A 17,373-nucleotide genomic window follows, 5' to 3' on the forward strand; every position below is an offset into this window, starting at 1 on the left:
TAAGCAATGAAGAGATTAAAAATCATAGGGGCTTTGTTAGCTTTAGTAAGCTTCTCTGCCAATGCACAACAAGATCCGCAATTTACCCAATATATGTATAACACGGTAAACATAAACCCTGCGTATGCCGGTAGCCGTGGTTCGTTAAGTATTTTTGGCTTACACCGTACACAATGGGCTGGGTTAGAAGGCGCGCCGCAAACTAATGCCTTTTCGGTTAATACGCCTTTGGGCGATAGCAAATTGGGATTAGGTGTAGGTTTTATTAACGATGGATTGGGAATTATGGATGAAAACACGGTAAGTGTCGATTTATCATATACGATCGATTTAAACAGCCGTGGAAGTAAATTTTCGTTTGGTATTAAAGGATCGGGAAACATGTTGAATGTAGCCTATTCAAAATTATTGACCTACAATCCGAACGATCCTAATTTTCAGAATGATATCAGCGGACAGTTTACACCAAATATCGGAGCCGGAATTTACTGGCATAACGAAAAAAGTTATTTAGGGGTATCTGTTCCTAATTTCTTAGAAACAACTCGTTACGACGATAACATACAAAGTACCATGCGTACTACCATGAGTTATTATTTAATTGGTGGACATGTGTTTGAACTGAACCCAATGTTGAAATTTAAACCGGCATTTTTGGTTAAAGCAACAAACGGCGCACCTTTACAGGCAGATATTACAGCCAATTTCTTAATTAGCAATAAGTTTACCGTTGGTGGTGCTTACCGTTGGGATGCAGCATGGAGCGGTTTAATAGGTTTCCAGGCAACAGATGGTTTGTTCATAGGATATAGTTATGATGGCGAAACTACCAAACTGGCTAATTACAACAACGGATCGCATGAGATTTTCTTAAGATTTGAATTGTTTAACAAGTACCGCCGTATGAATACGTCGCGTTTCTTCTAAAATTTACAGACATGAAAAAAGGATTATCACTATTAGCCTTGGCATCATTCTTATTTTTAGGAAATACCACGGCACAAGCACAGGCAGGTTTAAAAAAATCGGACAAAGAATACGAAAACTGGGCGTATGTAGATGCTATGACCATCTATGAAAAAATCGTTAAAAAAGGATATGTAAGTCAGGATATTTTAGAAAAGTTAGGTAACACCTATTACTTCAATGCTCGATATGCCGAAGCACAGCCTTTCTACGAACGCTTGTTTACAGAATTTGGAACGGAAGATATCGCTTCAGAATTTTACTATCGTTATGCACAAACATTACAGCATGTTGGTAAAACTGCCGAAGCTAAAAACTATTACGATCAGTTTATAAGCAAAGCAGGTTCACAAACGCAGATTGCGGCGGTTCGTAAAAACGAAAAGGAACTTCAAAAACAGATTGTTGAAAATTCTGGTCGTTATCGTAACGTAGAAAATCTGCCAATAAATACGCAGTTTGCTGATTTTGGTAGCTATGTGCACAATGAAAAGCTTTATTTTACAAGCGCACGCGATACCGGTAGTTTTTCTAAAAAAATTCATACCTGGACAGGGGAGGCATTTACCAGTTTATATGATTATCAATTGCCTAACGATACAATTAGCAAAAAGTCTAAGCCTAAAAAGCTAAAAGGCAATGTTAAAAGTAAGTTCAATGAATCGTCGGCAGTTTTAACGGAAGATGGTCAAACCATGTACTTTACCCGTAATAATATGTTGGGAGGAACCCGTGGTTATGATGCTGATAAAAATACGAAACTAAAAATTTATCGTGCGGAATTACAAAATGGTAAGTGGAATAATATCCAAGAACTACCATTTAACGGGAATGATTTTAATACGGCACACCCAACACTAAGTAAAGACGGAAGCGTACTTTATTTTGCCAGCGATCGTCCGGGTGGATTTGGAAATTCAGATTTATGGAAGGTAACCGTAAACGGCAACGGATACGGCGTGCCTCAGAATCTTGGACAGGGAATTAATACCGAAGGTAGAGAAACATTTCCGTACATAAACAGCAACGACGAACTTTATTTTTCAAGCGATGGCAGAATTGGTTTGGGCGGATTAGATGTGTACGGTGTAAAAATTAAAGAAGACGGTAGTTTTTACGAAGTACAGAATATAGGTGAACCGGTAAACTCTAATACCGATGATTTTGCATATTATATCGATTACAAAACCAAGAAAGGCTTTTTCTCGTCAAACAGAACAGGTGGTAAAGGAAACGATGATATCTATGGTTTTGTTGAAACCAGAGCTTTAAAGCTGGGTTGTGCGCAAGAATTGCTTGTTACAGTTTTAGATGCTAAAACAAACAATATTGTTACCGATGCATCATTAACGCTTTACGACAAGCTTTATAAAGAATTAGGTACATCAAACAAATATGCAAATAACGGCTACCGTTTTAATACCGAATACGAGTGCGGAGAAACGTATCGTGTAAAGGTTTCTAAAGATGGATACATTACTAAAGAAGAAACATTGACTTTAGATAACGGATCGGGTATCAGCGAAAGAACAATCGTTCTGGAACCGAAAAAGGTAGAAGTGAAAAAGAACGATGATTTGTTCAAAGTACTGAAGTTAAACCCGATTTATTTCGATTACGATAAAGATAACATTAGACCAGATGCTGCTTTAGAATTAGCTAAGGTTGTTGAGGTGCTGAAGGATTATCCGCGTATGAAGATCGATGTACGTTCGCATACCGATAGTCGTGGATCTGATGATTACAACCTAAAACTTTCGCAACGCAGAGCAAAATCTACCGCAGAATGGATTGCTGCTCAAGGAATTGACCTGTCGCGAATTACCTACAAAGGTTACGGTGAAACGCAATTAATTAATAAATGTATCAATGGAGCAAAATGTTCGGATACAGAACACGAAGAAAACCGCAGATCAGAGTTTATTGTTTTAGAATTATAACTATTTGCTTATGAGTAAGTTTAAGAAAATTAAAAAGCTTTTAAACAAACCGCTTCCTCCGTGTATAAAAGAGAAAGTAATGAAAGTTATTAAAGAGATGAAAAATCACGACAATAACAACGACAGCATTCAACTGAAAGAAGATTAACAAAGAATATTCATTCAATTTTTTTAAATACAAGTACTTATAGAAAGAAAACCTTCGGTGTAAATGCCGAAGGTTTTTTGTTTTATATTGAAGTAAATTTTATATAGTCATTGTGACTCAGGAGGAATCTTTCAAAATTAATCCATTTTATTCTGATTAAACTTTATTTACCTATTCCTTCTTATCGGCTCTGCGTTTTAGCGGAATATCTAACGGGTTCTTATTTAAAAGCAGCGGATAATATTCAATTTTAACCGAACTGTTATCCAATCCAAACGCTTTTTCTTCTGATAAACTTCGTCTGCGGATAAAGGCATAACAGTCTAAAATAAATTTTTCGTACCAAGGCAGATCATTATCAAACGACACTACTTTTTCTATGATAATGTATTTATGATCGGCAGTAATCTGGTTTTTTCTAAGCGAATGATAGGTACTTAATCGGTTAAATTCGCCACACATACTTAGATCTTCCAATACCTTTTTAAACAGCGGACTTATTTTTGGAGCGATACGGAATCCCAAATAAAAATCGACACGGATGATTTTATCTGAAAATTTTTTGATCTGATATTCCATTCCGTAAGGTTCGTCAATAACGTTTACATGCAGCATCCAATATACATCGGCGCGTTTTGGTCGTTTGTAAAGTATAGAATAGATAACTTTCGATTCAATTTCATTCTTATTGTGCGCGTTCGTCAGATAAATTAAATTGTTGGCATATTGCGGAATACTTTCATCGTTGCTTAAATCTTCAATGACAGTAGTGTAATCTTCTAAACGAACAAATTCGGTATAATTTTTACGGATTCGTTTCCCTAAAAACCAAATGGTCATAACAAAAGCAATGGCTCCGGCTACAATCAATGAAACGTATCCGCCGTGATGAAATTTATCGATATTCGCTATAAAGAACGATACCTCAAGAATGCTGTAAACCAATACAAACGCCAAAATAATCAACTTATTGAATCGTTTTAAAATCATGTAATAGGTCAGCAAAATACTGGTTGCCATCATACACATGATAATTGCCAAACCGTAAGCAGCTTCCATATTGCTTGATTCTTTAAAGTACAACACCACCAAAATACACCCGATACATAAAATCCAGTTGGTAGATGGTATGTAAAGCTGTCCTTTAATGATTGATGGATATTTAACCAAAACACGCGGCCATAAGTTTAATCGCATCGCCTCGTTAATCATGGTAAACGATCCGGTAATTAAAGCCTGCGCCGCAATAACGGCAGCCAATGTTGCAATTACAATACCGATTGGAATAAACCATTCGGGCATCATTAAATAAAACGGATTTTGAATAAACTCTATACCGTTGTCAAATGTTTTTAGTTGAATATTGGTGTGCGAAAGTAGAAATGCACCTTGACCGAGATAATTTAAAGCTAGCGTAGTTTTAACAAACATCCAGCTTATACGGATGTTTTTTATACCGCAATGCCCCAAATCACTGTACAATGCTTCGGCACCCGTTGTACATAAAAATACAAAGCCCAAAACGTAAAAACCTTCCGGATGCTCGGTTAATAGTAAATAGGCATAATAAGGGTTTACTGCTTTAAGAATTTCGGGTACTTCGGTGATCTGCAAAAGACCAACACCACCTAACATTAAAAACCAGATTAGCATAATAGGACCAAAGAATTTACCAATGGTTTTGGTTCCGTAGCTTTGAAAGAAGAATAAAACCAAGATGATTCCTATTACAAAAGGGATGGTCTGTAAATCAGGATAATAGATTTTGATACCTTCCAACGCCGATGAAATAGAAATGGGCGGCGTAATAAATCCGTCGGCAAGCATGGCACTACCACCAATCAACGCCGGAACAATCAGCCACTTTTTCTTGAGTTTTTTTACCAAGGTGTAAAGCGAAAAAATACCACCTTCGCCTTTATTGTCGGCTTGTAACGTAAGCCAAACGTATTTAATGCTGGTTTGCAGCGTAAGTGTCCAAAGAACGCACGAAACGGCTCCGAGCACTAAATTGGAATTAATGGGCGAGTTCCCAAAAATTGCTTTCATTACGTATAATGGCGATGTACCAATATCTCCGTAAATAATACCTAACGTTATTAATAAAGCACCTGCGGTTACCTTATTAACGCTGTGTTTTGCTTCCACTTAAAATAGGAATTGATTAAAATTATTGTTGTTTTTCGTCGGTTTTCTGTCGATCTGCTATTCTAAAACGACTTCAACTATCAAACTGACAAAAAGTTGCCAAATGTATAAAATTTGCTTATACTAAAGTACTAAAATTAAATTTTTTAAAGGTAAGGTAATTGTTGTTTTTTAATAAGGGTAAAAGATCTATTGAAAGTTCTTTTATTAACTGGTGTGATGTAGCTTGTTTGTCATTCCGTAGGAATCTCAATGCACACGAATTGTCTTTATAAAATTTCAGAAAAGTAATAAATCATTACATAAACATTTTTTTTATTTTTAAGTAATAAACTAATTTTATGTTAAAAAATTTATTATATTTACAATACAATTAATTAAAAATTATAACATTATGAAAAAATTACTTTTTTTACTGGGGGGGGGTAGTAACCCTTACAGCATGTACAAGTGACAGTGTTTTTGAAGACATGGATCAGCAAAACGAAGAAGCTGGTTCGCAATACCAAACCAACAGTTTTAACGACAATGGAAGTGGAGGATTTATTGGTGGAGGTCTAAGCAACCTGGCAATAAATTATTACTCACCTTGGGATATTTGGTGGAATAGAGGTCCTGAATATTATGATATGCAGCCTTCCTATGTTATTAGTAACGGTATAGATGAAGAAAGTTCTTCCCCTTATACAATACGCGTACATGCCTGGATAGGTTTGGCGTATTTTGATGGTGATAACGATGGTCTATTTTATGATATATCTCCAACCCGGTTTGGTAATCCTCCGTTATTAGTTGCCGATATGACTGCAAATCCATTTGCGTATCAAAATTTGTATGTTAACAATGAAGAAGTTGGTAATCTTGTAAGAACAACTACTTCTTTAGATTTCTTACCTCAAGAAGGTGCTAGAATTGAAGATTTACGAGATCATTTGCCTATGCCAAATGGAACTGCTCCTAGATATGCCAGTACACCTCCACCATATAATTGGGCAGCTTGGGCTGGTGGTTTTGATTGCACAGGAACTTTAACACCGCAAGAAGAACTTTTATTAAGAGATTACGGTAAAGTTTTCTTTTACGAGGTGGATGTTTTTGAAGGAGCGGCATTTGTAGGTACGTACTATTTACACCCTGATATACAAACTTTATATGACGGCTCTGTTTCCAAATGGGAAAAAGTACCAGACGCATCTGGTACAACACATTTACAAGGAAACTTTCCACCTATTGGTAATTTCCCTTTATATTATTATACTGATACTGCTAATCCAACCACAGCTACTAAATACGACCCTAATAACGGTGGGTCTGGTGATTTCTGTAATTCGTATGAAGTGGTTTTTGATGCGCGGAATTTATACAAACACACCATAACCGGTGGTAGTGTGCCTAAAACAATTACTATGGATTTTCTGCAAAGTAATACCACTTTCTGGTGGCATTCTGCTTTAACATTAACAGTACAATAATAAATGCATGTAAAATGGCGGTATAGCACCGCCTTTTTACCTAAAATTTTGAATTATGAAAAACGGTAAATTATTTTTAATATCGTTATTGTTTGTACCATTTACAATAAAAGCACAGGTTTTATACAACGAAACCTTTAATAATTATACGCTTGGCAATTTAGGTACCGATTGTACAGATACCGTTCCAGGGCAAGGCGGTTGGTTAACACTATGTCGCGGTAATACACCCACCAGCAATAATTATTCTAACATTACCAGCGAAGCTAACAAAGGTAGCGTACTTACCTTATCAAGCGGTACTGCAATGCCAACAAACGTTGGTGTAGCAGCAAAAAAAGTAGGTATAGATGCATTAATAAACCAGCGTACCCCGGGTAATAATGTTATAAAGTTTGAGATTGATTATTATACAGGCGCAGCACATTCGGTAGCAGGTACATATACGCAACAAATAATATTAGGTGATGATGCTACCGGAAATATTTTGCTGCTTGATAAACAATTGTTTAAGTATTCATTAGTAGCTATTAATGGTTCGTTAGATGTTATAGGGAAAGACCTTAGCGGTAATATTAAATTAGATAAAAACGCAGCACCCAATTCCGTGTTACCATTTAATACGTGGGTTAATTTTATTGTATATTTAGATTACAACAATAAAAAAGCGTATTTTGAAACGCCTTATTTTAATACCATAGCCGTAGCCGATTTTTTAAAAACAAAAACGTCTACCAATTTAATAGAAGATTTTAAGCCCACAGTATTGGCATTTACGTTTACATCTTTAAACCAAACTACTACTGTTGATATGGTTAATAAATACGATAATATAAAAATAACCGCATTAAAAAGTGTACCGGCTTATGTGTTAAGTGCTGAGGATTTTTTAGCTGCAAAATTTAATATATACCCCAACCCGGTAACCAATATTGTTAATATAACCAACAGCGAAAATATGCTGGTACAGCAGGTTGTAATTTACGATGTTGCAGGTAAGCAGTTAAGTACGCAAAGTTTTAACAACGAAACCCAAATACAGTTAAATGTAGAAAACTTGGCAAGCGGTACCTATATGCTGCATTTACAAACAGCGCAAGGTACAGCAGTTAAAAAGCTGATTAAAAAATAGTTTTGCTTTTATGTATAATGTAGATTGTATCGTTGTACTAAAACAATATAAAAAACTCCCTGATTAAAATAGTCAGGGAGTTTTTTGTAAGGTATCTGTAAACTTCTCAAAAAGTTTTTTGGTTTTTTCTTCAATTTCTTGGTAAGTTAATCGTTCTTTGGTTTGGTAAAAGAACATCATTACATAAGGTTCTTTTAAATTGTTCAGTAGCAATTCTTTGTTTAAACGGTAGCATTCACGCAAAACACGTTTAAAATAATTGCGGTCAACTGCTTTTTTAAAGTATCTTTTAGAAACCGAAACGCCCATTTGCAAAGGAACATCTAAATCTTTCACCGGAACGTAAACCAGTCGTAGCGGATATTTGGTAACCGTACGTCCTTCCGAAAAAAGCAAATCAATATGCTTTTTCTTTTTCAGTTTTTCGGTTTTGGGATACTTATGGTTCATAAATCACTACTATGTGGCAAAAATACTGTTTTGTGTCGGTTTTAAAACAATAATTAGCCACAGATTCACAGATTTTACTTTTTGGCGAAAATATAATTTTAATAAACGACGAAATATCAAAATATATATCTAAAAAAAATCACCACATAGTAAATTATATTATAGACACTTTATTAGATTTCATAGTCCACCTTTGGTGGTATAGTTTTGAAAGGTCGGCACTGCTTTAAACAAAAATCTATGGGACTATGTGGTTTAAAATACCTGTGGCAAAAACTAAAAATTATTCCTATTTTTACTAATTCATAAAAAAACAGAACAATAATGAAACTACATGCCATAGAAGCAGGTAATTTTAAGTTAGACGGCGGCGCTATGTTTGGCGTGGTTCCAAAAGTGCTTTGGAATAAAACCAATCCTGCCGATGCCAATAATCAGATTGATCTTGCTGCGCGATGCTTATTAATTGAAGACGGTAACCGGTTGATTTTGATTGATACCGGTATGGGCAACAAACAGAGCGATAAGTTTTTTGGCTTTTACAACATGTGGGGCGATTTTGATTTGCAACGATCTTTAAAAGAAAAAGGTTTTAGCAAAGACGATATCACCGATGTATTTTTAACCCATCTGCATTTTGATCATTGTGGCGGAGCCGTTTCTTGGAACGATTCGCAAACGGGTTACGAACCTACTTTTAAAAATGCAACCTATTGGAGCAACGAAAACCATTGGGATTGGGCTACAAAGCCAAATCCGCGTGAAAAAGCATCGTTTTTATCAGAAAATATTTTGCCATTGCAAGAAAGCGGTCAGTTGAAATTTGTTCAGCCAAATTCAAATCCCAACGAAATTGTATCAGATCTTAACTTCGGCGTTTTGTTTGTAGATGGTCATACTGAAAAACAAATGATTCCGCACATAAAATATCAAGATAAAACTATTGTTTTTTGTGCCGATTTGTTGCCAACTGCCGGACACATTCCGTTGCCGTATGTAATGGGGTACGACACCCGACCTTTATTAACCTTGGGCGAGAAAGAACAATTTTTAAAGAATGCCGCAGCAAATAATTATTATCTGTATCTGGAACACGATGCGCACAACCCAATAATTACCTTACAGGAAACCGAAAAAGGCGTCCGTTTAAACGAGGTTTTTTCTATTAACGATATTTTATGATATTGATTTGTAACATATCGGTTTTTTTAATACCAATTAATTAGAAATAAAATTTAAGATTATATCAAATGAAAATCAACAAATCTATTTACTTATCAGCTTTAGTAGCTTTAGCCCTAACCAGCTGTAAAACGGCACAAACATCTTACTTACAAGATTTAAGTGCGTTAAAACCAATTGAAAGTGCAGACCAGTTACCAACAAGAAAATCAGCTTTAGCAGAAAGTAGTTTACAACGTTGGAGTCATTTAGATGTACTAAAAGATACCGTTCCGGGAATGTCGGTAGATCGAGCATACGAAGAGATCATTAAAAACAAAGCCGGTAAAAAAGTAATCGTTGCTGTGATTGATTCTGGTATAGAAGTAGATCATGCCGATTTAAAAACACAAATGTGGGTAAACCCTAAAGAGGTTGCCAACAATGGTAAAGACGATGATAAAAACGGATACACTGACGATATTCACGGTTGGAACTTTTTAGGTGAAACCAACGAAGAGCAGTTAGAATTAACACGTATTGTTTCTCGTGGCGATGACGGAACTGCTGAATACAAGCGTGCCGTTAAAGAATTGGAAGAAAAACGTGCAGAGTTAGATCCTTTAAAAGCGCGTTTGGCATCAATGCAAGAAGTACACGATAAAGTAGCTAAATATTTAAAGAAATCAACGTTTACAAAAGCCGATTTAGATAAGATACCAACCGATGCTCCAGCCGATATCACTAAAGCTAAAAACATGGCGTATGCCTTGGTAGCTGGCGGAAAAGAAGCAAACGAATATTTAAAAGATTTCGCAAGCTACGTGAACGGTCAGTTAGATTATAACTTAAATCCAGATTTTAAAGGACGTAAAACAGGTGATGATATTTTTGACATCAACGATAAAATTTACGGAAACAATGATGTAATGGGTGATCGTGACCATGCAAAACACGGAACACACGTTGCAGGTATCATTGCACAAACACGTCACAACAATATTGGTGGCGACGGTGTAGCATCAAACAACGTAGAAATTATGTCGGTTCGTGCCGTGCCAGATGGCGATGAGTACGATAAAGATATTGCATTAGGAATTCGTTATGCTGTAGATAACGGTGCAAAAGTAATCAACGGAAGTTTTGGTAAATACTTTGCACAAAACAGCCAATGGGTTTACGATGCAATTAAATATGCAGAAAAGAAAGACGTTTTAATCGTTGTAGCAGCCGGTAACGACGCTATGGATTTAAACCCAGCAAGCGGAGAAGAAATCAAACGTTACCCTAACGACCGTATTGAAGGAACTAAAACAGAAATCGCTGATAACTTTTTAGTGGTTGGTGCGTTAAACCCTTCATTCGGAGAAAAAATGGTGGCAAACTTCTCTAACTTTGGTAATGTAGATGTAGATGTTTTTGCACCTGGTGTTAAAATTTACGCAACAGTTCCTCACGGAAAATACGAATATTTACAAGGAACATCAATGGCATCTCCAAATGCGGCAGGTGTAGCAGCTATGATCCGTTCGTACTATCCAAACTTAAAAGCGGCTCAGGTTAAAAAAATCATGATGGATTCTGGTGTAGCTGTTAACAAAGAAGTAATTGTTTCGGGCGATAAAGACGACAAACGTAATTTCCAAGATATTTCTACTTCAGGAAAATTCGTAAACCTTTACAACGCTTTAATTATGGCAGATAAAGTTTCTAAAGGGAAAAAATAAAATCATAATTAATTTAGTAATTTAGCTGTTCTCTTTCGGGAACAGCTTTTTTATTAAATAACGAATGATTCCTAAACATAATTTAAAATGAAGGTAACTGTTGCAATAATATTATTTTTTAGTTTTTTTGGAGGTTTAGGACAAGTTAGTAAAGAGAGAATTAATGATTTGCAAATAGAACCCGACATTAGCTCTTTATGGATAAAAGAAATAAAAAAACAAACCTATCTAAAGAAACTTGATGTCAATTGTACTCAATTAAAAACGATTGATATAAGTTCTATTTTAGTAACTAATAACAATTCTAAAAGTGAATTTTCGAAAAATTTTGCAACTTTTACTGGTGTTGTTGGACAAGATTTTGAGAGGGTTGATTTTCATATTTATTCAGCGATTAAAGAGAAGAATCAAGATTATGACTTGAAAATCCTGATGAAAAAAGGAAGTTTAATTGATACACTTTCGGGACATTTAAAATTAATCGAGGCTTTCAATTTGCCAGAAATTTTTACTGACAAAAGTATGCAAGCTATGGCTTTTCTTTATGAGTTTAATTTTATATCAGAAAAACCCGATCGTGGATTCACAATAAAAGGAACAAGTGCGGTATCCTTTTATGTCAAGGATAAAGTTGTAGAAAATTTTTGGATGGAAGATGGGTCGTTTCGGGAATATATTAGAACTTTTGTAGGATATTATATAGACAATAAAACAAACCAAAAGTTTAATTGTGTTTTTGCTCTTGATGTAGCAGGGCTTTATTCTTACTTGCCATTTTGTGAAGATTTTTATTATATTGACGAAGAAAACCCAGATTATTATTTTATAAAGGATAAATATAGACAATACGGTTGGCAGGATTATGATTATTCAAACCCTATTAAATATGAATGGCTCGATAAATAGCATAATTGTAAATGGAAAATTAATATAAATTTGTCATTCCGTAGGAATCTAAAGAACTATTATTAATTTGCAACAAACACTTAAAATCAAAATATGAAAAAGTTTTTACTTTTATTAATTGCCGTATCAACCGCCGGATACGCACAGCATAAAAACCCAAATCCGGGTTACTGGCAGCAGCACGTTGATTACAAAATGGATGTTACCATGGATGTTGAAAAATTTCAATATTCGGGAACACAAGAACTGGTTTACACCAACAATTCCAACGATACCTTAAAAAAGGTTTTCTACCACTTATATTTTAATGCTTTTCAGCCGGGAAGCGAGATGGATGCTCGTTTAACATCTATTTCAGATCCTGACAAACGAATGGTAAAATCGTTTAAAGGTCCAGACGGAAAAGAAAAAAGACAAAGCAAAATATCAGAATTAAAACCAAACGAAATTGGTTTTTTAAAGGTTGATGAATTAAAACAAAACGGAACACTTTTAAAAACAAAAGTTGTTGGAACTATTTTAGAAGTTGAATTAGCAAAACCGTTATTACCGAAAGATAAGGCAACTTTTACCATGAAGTTTAACGGACAAGTGCCAGTAATGGTGCGTCGCGCGGGAAGAAATTCCGATGAAGGCGTAGCATTGTCTATGACGCAGTGGTATCCTAAAATGGCAGAATTCGATTTTGAAGGATGGCATGCCGATCCGTACATCGGTCGTGAGTTTCACGGTGTTTGGGGAAATTTCGATGTAAAGTTAACTTTAGATAAAAAATATACGGTTGGCGCATCGGGCTACTTACAAAACAAAAACGAAATTGGTCATGGCTACGAAGATCAAGGTGTAAAAGTTGAGGTTCCTAAAAAACAGAAAACGCTTACTTGGCACTTTGTAGCGCCAAATGTACACGATTTTGCATGGGGTGCCGATCCTGATTTTATCCACGATAAAGTTATGGGATCAAACAATGTAGAATTGCATTTCTTCTATAAAAACGATGCTTCGATCAAAGAAAACTGGAAAAAATTACAACCAGAAACGGTGAAGTTGTTAGAATTCTTCAACAAAAATATTGGTGAATATCCGTACAAGCAATATTCTGTTATTCAGGGTGGCGACGGTGGTATGGAATATGCTATGTGTACTTTAATTACAGGAAAACGCAGTCTGCCGAGTTTAATCGGTGTTACAGCTCACGAGTTGGCGCACATGTGGTTTCAGCATTTATTGGCTACAAACGAAAGTAAACACGGTTGGATGGACGAAGGTTTTACGTCGTTTATTTCAGATTTTGCCGTGAATCAAATTATGGATAAAAAGAATCAGGAAGATCAAAATCCGTTTCAAAGCATGTACAACAACTACAACTACATGGTAAAAATGGGTGGCGAACAACCGCTTTCTACACACGCCGATCGTTTTGACGATAATATGAATTACGGAATTTCGGCTTACACAAAAGGCGCTGTTTTTATTACACAATTGGCGTATGTAATTGGTTGGGACAATACGTTTAAAACATTGAAGCGTTTTTATTACGATTATAAATTCTCACACCCTACACCGAATGATTTTAAAAGAACTGCAGAGCGTGTTTCGGGAGCTGTTTTAGATTGGTATCTGGTTGATTGGACACAAACCGTGAACACCATAGACTACGGTATTAAAAATGTTGAGGTTAAAGGAGCTGAAGCAAATATCACTTTAGAAAGAATCGGGCGTATGCCAATGCCTATTGATCTGGTTGTTGTTTACAGCGATGATTCTACCGAAAGTTTCTATATTCCTAATACCTTAATGCGCTGGACAAAAGACAATCCGTATCCAAACATTAAGCGTACTGTTTTAAAAGGTTGGGATTGGGCGTATCCAACATTCGATTTTAAATTCGATACAAAAGGAAAAAAAATAAAGGCAGTAGTAATTGATCCATCGCAATTAATGGCAGATGTAGATCCGTCAAATAATTCAAAAGAACTTTAAACAAAAACGCAGCAATTTATTCGCTGCGTTTTTTGCTTTTAACAGCTTTTATATTATTGAATTATTAAGCAAATTGGCTGGTTTTTTAAATAGTGTTACCAAATAATCATTTAAGTTTTAACTAACCGCTGAACCTTTTTTTTGTTTAGATCGATACAGTAGTTTAGCCGAAAATTTAACTACATTACAATGAAAAATCGTCTAAGCACAGTGGCATTGTTTGCATTATTTGCAAGTACGGCTTCCTATGCACAAAACAAATTATCAGGTGTTGTTTATAATACAGCAAGTAATACGGCTTTGTCTGGAGTAGAAGTATATGTAAAAGGAACTTCAGATGGTTTTGTAACCAATCAAAATGGATCTTTTACCATAACTACCAACTTAACTCAAGGTGAAATCGAAGTTTCTTCAATGGGCTATGTATCAAAAACAATTAATTTCAACTTTGATACAGCTACCGAATTAAATCTGGGAACGATCTATTTAAATGAAAGTGCAGAATCGTTAAACGAAATAGTTGTAATGGCTCGCGGAGTTATTGATGTTGCCGAAGGGCGCAGAACTCCAATTGCCGTATCAACCATTAAAGGTGCCGATATTGAAGAAAAAATCGGCTCGCGCGATATTACCGGAGTAATGGTAAATACGCCATCGGTTTACGTAACAAGTGAATCAAGCGGATTTGGAGATACGCAGATGTACACGCGTGGTTTTGATCAGTCTAACACAGCATTCCTTTTAAACGGTCAGCCAATCAACGGTATGGAAGACGGTAACATGTACTGGTCTAACTGGTCTGGAATGGGCGATATTGCCAATGCTATTCAAATTCAGCGTGGTTTAGGATCTTCTAAACTGGCAATTTCATCGGTAGGTGGAACCATTAACTTTATTACCAAAGCAACGGAAATGAGAGAAGGTGGATTTTTAAAAGCCGGCTTGGGTAACGACAATTATTTTAAATCTACCGTAGGATACAGTACCGGTTTGCAGGAAAATGGTTTTGGTGTAACCGCTATGTTCTCACACTGGCAAGGTGATGGTTATAATGATATGACAGCCGGGCAAGGACAAAATTATTTTATTTCGATGGGATACAAACCAAACGAAAAACACAATTTCAACTTCTTGATTACAGGCGCACCGCAATGGCACGACCAAAATTATGCAAAACCTATTGCTACAGTTTATGATGAAAAAGATAACAAAATTATAAAAACACCAGGTTATGATGTTTTTGGACTAAAATTCAACAACAACTGGGGATATGTTAACGGAAAAGCGTTTAACGAAAGAAGAAACTACTACCATAAACCGGTTTTAAATTTAAATTGGGATTGGAAAATTAACGAACTGTCTAACCTATCAACGGTGGTTTATGCATCATTCGGACGTGGTGGTGGAACAGGACCAATTGGATCTTCACCATTTTTACAAGACGGGAGTGGATTAAGAGATATTCAATCAAAATACGATGAAAATGCTTTAACTGGAGAATCAAAATATGCAATTCGCGCATCGGTGAACAATCATGCATGGTACGGAGTAGTTTCTAATTTCGGACATAAATTCACAGACAATTTAACCTTCAATTTAGGTCTTGATTTACGATCTTATCAGGGAGATCACTTCCGTCAGTTAACCGATTTAATGGGAGGTTCTTTTCATGTTGATGCAACAGGATCAAGATTAAGAGACCCAAAAGCGCGCTTAACAGAAACGTTTTCTACAAATCCTTGGAAAGTGTTGTCTGGTTTTGCAAAAAATCCTGAAGATAAATATGGATACGATTATTCTGAAACCATTAATTACGGTGGACTATTTACACAGTTAGAATACGCCACTGATCGTTTTTCGGCATTCTTTCAAGGAGCAGTATCAAACCAAAGTCATGTTCGTTGGGATTATTACCAATACACGCCGCAAGAAGAAAAATCAGAAAAAGTTAACAACGTTGGTTACAACGTAAAAGGAGGTTTAAGTTATAATATCGACAATAAACACACCTTTTTTGGAAATGCAGGATACTATTCGCGTCAACCTTATCATGATAACATTTACATGAGTTTTGGTAACACGGTGAATCCGTTCTCTGAAAACGAAGAAATTTTAGGGTTAGAATTAGGTTATAAGTTTGTATCAGAATTTGTATCGTTCAACATTAATGCTTACAAAACAAATTGGGCAAACCGAATTGAAAGTGAAGTAGAAACAGTTGGAGATAACGACCCTGATTACCCGCAATTAGCAGGACAGCAGTTGTTTACGATCAACCGTGGTTTAGAACATGATCATCAAGGTATCGAATTGGATATTCAGGCAAAACCATTGTATAATTTAGAAATAAAAGGTTTTGCATCTATCGGCGATTGGCGTTATAAAGGCAATACGGTAACCGAAGTTAGAACCGAAGACCGCGAAATTTTAGAAACATCTACAAACGATATCGATGGAGGTAAAGTAGGTAATGCAGCACAAACATCATTTGGTATAGGAGCTAAATACAAAATTTTACCAAACTTATCTATCGATGCAGATTACCGTTACTACCAAAATCTGTATGCGAATGTACAGCGAAAAGAAAATCTAGAATTACCTTCTTTTGGATTGATCGATGCGGGTGTATCTTATGCACTAAACCTAACAGATAAAAATCGTTTAAGTTTCCGTGTTAACGTAAATAACTTGTTCGATACCGAATATATCACACAATCAAACACCGCGAATATGTTAACAGGTGCCGAAGGTGAAACAGCCTATAAAGGCATCAACACAACCAACCAGGTTTATTTTGGCTTTGGTCGTACATGGAATGCGTCAATCAAATTTACATTTTAATCTATCTGCTTTTAAATATTTTATTTTTGGCCACTCTGTTTTTGCGGAGTGGCTTTTTAGTATAAATTCAATTTATAGAACTATAAGTTATAATATTGTTATTAATATGATAAAAATCATATTTTGTAACTATCTTTGCAGATGATAAAATTTAAAACCCGAAAATCATGATAAAAGTATCAGAATCGGCTGCAAGAAGAGCTAAAATGTTGATGGAAGATGACGGATTAAACCCAGAAACAGCTTTCATTCGTGTAGGAGTGAAAAGTGGTGGTTGTTCAGGATTGGAATACGAACTAAAGTTTGATGAAAATGCTTTAGAAAACGATAAAATTTTTGAAGATAACGGTGTGAAAATCGCTGTAGATAAAAAAAGTTTTCTGTATTTAGTAGGTACAACTTTAGAATTTTCAGGCGGTTTAAACGGTAAAGGATTTGTTTTTAACAACCCTAATGCAGCCAGAACATGCGGATGCGGAGAGAGTTTTTCTCTTTAAAA

General features: G+C 35.6%; 13 protein-coding genes. 11 read left to right on the forward strand and 2 right to left on the reverse strand.

The window, feature by feature from the left end:
* Nucleotides 1–6: 6 nt before the first annotated feature.
* The 3 genes from BM253_RS02060 to BM253_RS17260 are packed head-to-tail and all read left to right on the forward strand — an operon-like array spanning nucleotide 7 to nucleotide 3,054.
* Nucleotides 7–927 carry a PorP/SprF family type IX secretion system membrane protein gene (locus tag BM253_RS02060; RefSeq protein ID WP_091518277.1) on the forward strand — a complete coding sequence of 307 codons (921 nt, stop codon included), beginning with the start codon at nucleotides 7–9 and terminating at the stop codon, nucleotides 925–927.
* Nucleotides 928–938: 11 nt separating this feature from the next.
* Nucleotides 939–2,906, forward strand: coding sequence for an OmpA family protein (locus BM253_RS02065; protein ID WP_091518281.1), 1,968 nt, complete (start codon nucleotides 939–941; stop codon nucleotides 2,904–2,906).
* A 10-nt stretch (nucleotides 2,907–2,916) separates the two neighbouring features.
* Entirely contained in the window at nucleotides 2,917–3,054 is a 138-nt protein-coding gene (locus BM253_RS17260; protein ID WP_177205693.1) for a hypothetical protein, read from the forward strand.
* 171 nt (nucleotides 3,055–3,225) lie between these two features.
* Here the strand turns inward: BM253_RS17260 and BM253_RS02070 are convergent, their stop codons facing one another.
* Complete coding sequence (locus BM253_RS02070; RefSeq protein ID WP_091518283.1) at nucleotides 3,226–5,202, reverse strand: KUP/HAK/KT family potassium transporter; 1,977 nt, start codon at nucleotides 5,200–5,202, stop codon at nucleotides 3,226–3,228.
* 470 nt (nucleotides 5,203–5,672) lie between these two features.
* Between BM253_RS02070 and BM253_RS02075 the strand changes: the two genes are divergently transcribed.
* Together BM253_RS02075 and BM253_RS02080 are read left to right on the forward strand one after the other, a co-directional pair.
* Nucleotides 5,673–6,674 (forward strand): hypothetical protein, encoded by a 1,002-nt coding sequence (locus tag BM253_RS02075; RefSeq protein ID WP_091518286.1) that lies wholly within the window; start codon nucleotides 5,673–5,675, stop codon nucleotides 6,672–6,674.
* A 55-nt stretch (nucleotides 6,675–6,729) separates the two neighbouring features.
* The gene (locus tag BM253_RS02080) at nucleotides 6,730–7,806 is read left to right on the forward strand and encodes a T9SS type A sorting domain-containing protein (RefSeq protein ID WP_091518290.1); all 1,077 of its coding nucleotides are present in this window, start codon (nucleotides 6,730–6,732) and stop codon (nucleotides 7,804–7,806) included.
* 72 nt (nucleotides 7,807–7,878) lie between these two features.
* Here BM253_RS02080 and rnpA read toward each other — a convergent pair whose 3' ends face one another.
* The gene (gene rnpA, locus BM253_RS02085; RefSeq protein ID WP_091518294.1) at nucleotides 7,879–8,256 is read right to left on the reverse strand and encodes a ribonuclease P protein component; all 378 of its coding nucleotides are present in this window, start codon (nucleotides 8,254–8,256) and stop codon (nucleotides 7,879–7,881) included.
* A gap of 324 nt (nucleotides 8,257–8,580) precedes the next feature.
* On the opposite strand from rnpA, the gene BM253_RS02090 reads away from it, so the two are divergent.
* The 6 genes from BM253_RS02090 (at nucleotide 8,581) to BM253_RS02115 (ending at nucleotide 17,371) form a co-directional block, all read left to right on the forward strand.
* Nucleotides 8,581–9,438 (forward strand): MBL fold metallo-hydrolase, encoded by an 858-nt coding sequence (locus BM253_RS02090; RefSeq protein WP_091518297.1) that lies wholly within the window; start codon nucleotides 8,581–8,583, stop codon nucleotides 9,436–9,438.
* A gap of 68 nt (nucleotides 9,439–9,506) precedes the next feature.
* Nucleotides 9,507–11,144: a S8 family peptidase gene (locus BM253_RS02095; protein ID WP_091518301.1), complete on the forward strand. Its 1,638-nt coding sequence runs from the start codon at nucleotides 9,507–9,509 to the stop codon at nucleotides 11,142–11,144.
* An 87-nt stretch (nucleotides 11,145–11,231) separates the two neighbouring features.
* Nucleotides 11,232–12,050 (forward strand): hypothetical protein, encoded by an 819-nt coding sequence (locus tag BM253_RS02100; RefSeq protein WP_091518304.1) that lies wholly within the window; start codon nucleotides 11,232–11,234, stop codon nucleotides 12,048–12,050.
* A gap of 93 nt (nucleotides 12,051–12,143) precedes the next feature.
* Entirely contained in the window at nucleotides 12,144–14,033 is a 1,890-nt protein-coding gene (locus BM253_RS02105; protein WP_091518308.1) for a M1 family metallopeptidase, read from the forward strand.
* A 189-nt stretch (nucleotides 14,034–14,222) separates the two neighbouring features.
* A complete protein-coding gene (locus BM253_RS02110; RefSeq protein WP_091518311.1) occupies nucleotides 14,223–16,874 on the forward strand; it encodes a TonB-dependent receptor in 2,652 nt (883 codons plus the stop codon).
* 167 nt (nucleotides 16,875–17,041) lie between these two features.
* Nucleotides 17,042–17,371 carry a HesB/IscA family protein gene (locus tag BM253_RS02115; RefSeq protein WP_091518315.1) on the forward strand — a complete coding sequence of 110 codons (330 nt, stop codon included), beginning with the start codon at nucleotides 17,042–17,044 and terminating at the stop codon, nucleotides 17,369–17,371.
* Nucleotides 17,372–17,373 lie beyond the last annotated feature (2 nt).

This window comes from Paenimyroides ummariense (assembly GCF_900115115.1).
Lineage (GTDB): Bacteria > Bacteroidota > Bacteroidia > Flavobacteriales > Flavobacteriaceae > Flavobacterium > Flavobacterium ummariense.